The organism is Pedobacter jamesrossensis, assembly GCF_042650905.1.
GTDB lineage: Bacteria > Bacteroidota > Bacteroidia > Sphingobacteriales > Sphingobacteriaceae > Pedobacter > Pedobacter jamesrossensis.
The window spans coordinates 1-1,215 of record NZ_JBHSBY010000061.1; the positions used below are offsets into that span (position 1 = coordinate 1).

The 1,215-nt window shown below is 41.0% G+C and carries 1 protein-coding gene; it reads left to right on the forward strand.

Annotated elements, in window-relative coordinates; genetic code table 11:
- The first annotated feature begins 95 nt into the window (after nt 1-95).
- Nucleotides 96-1,168 (forward strand): IS3 family transposase gene (locus ACFOUY_RS09005; RefSeq protein ID WP_378960174.1). Its coding sequence is split into 2 segments (ribosomal slippage): nt 96-357 and nt 357-1,168, totalling 1,074 coding nucleotides; the frame shifts between segments, so codons are not numbered across the junction.
- The last annotated feature ends 47 nt before the right edge of the window (nt 1,169-1,215 follow it).

Below are 1,215 nucleotides of genomic sequence, written 5' to 3' on the forward strand. Positions count from 1 at the left end.
AGTGTGCACTTCCCAAAATTCAGACCATTTAAAAGTAGAATTCTAGACCGAGCGCAGCGAGGCTATTAGAAAAACTATTAATTTTAATTGGTAATATGAAAAGAATCAAGTTTACGGAATCCCAGATTGTAAAAGCAATCAAGGAACATGAGAGCGGCAAAAACGTTCATGATCTCTGCAGAGAGTTAGGAATTAGCACTGCAGCCTTTTACAAATGGCGCCAAAGGTATGGCGGAATGGAAGTCAAGGAGCTATCAAAGCTCAAGGCACTGGAGGAGGAAAACGCACGTTTGAAGAAAATGTATGCGAACCTCAGCCTTGTTCATGAAGTTTTCAAGGAGGCTGTAGAAAAAAAGCTTTAACGCCTGACGAGAAAAGGGATCTAGTGGATGAAATGGTAAAAAGGATTAGCCACCGTCAGGCCTGTAAATGCGTTGGATTGAACCGAAGCAAACATTATTATCAACATAAACGAGGGGATGACAATGAAGTAGTTGATGCGCTTTCACTTCTTGTTGAAAAGCACGTCTCCATAGGCTTCTGGCAGTGTTATTACCGATTGCGTCGAAAAGGGCTTAAATGGAACCATAAAAAGATTTATAGGATTTATACCTCAATGAGGCTTAATATCCGGCGCAGGGCAAAGAAGAGGCAGCCGGAAAGAGTCAAAAAACCCTTATTTGTGCCAGAAACGGTGAATGAGGTATGGTCCATGGATTTTATGAGTGATGCGCTTTGGAATGGAAGGAAATTTAGGTTGTTGAACATCGCTGATGATTACAACAGAGAGATGCTTACTATGGAGATAGATTATTCACTTCCGGCATTGCGAGTTATAAGAGCCTTGGATGAGCTAAAACAATATAGGGGGCTTCCAAAAAAAATAAGAATGGATAATGGGCCGGAGTTCATCTCGCATAAGCTCGATGAATGGGCAAAGGAAAACAATGTTGAACTGGTGTTTATCCAGCCAGGAGAGCCAACACAGAACGCATATATTGAAAGATTGAATGGGAGCATCAGAAGAGAATTGTTAAATGCCTACATATTTCACTCCCTGGATGATGTAAGGGAGAAAGTGGAGGAATGGATGGTGGATTACAATTACCATCGACCACACCAGGCATTAAACTTCAAATCTCCTGTAGATTTATTGCAGGAAATTTGAGGACAAAATTATACTTTTGAATGGTCTGAAAAACAGGGGAGCTTACA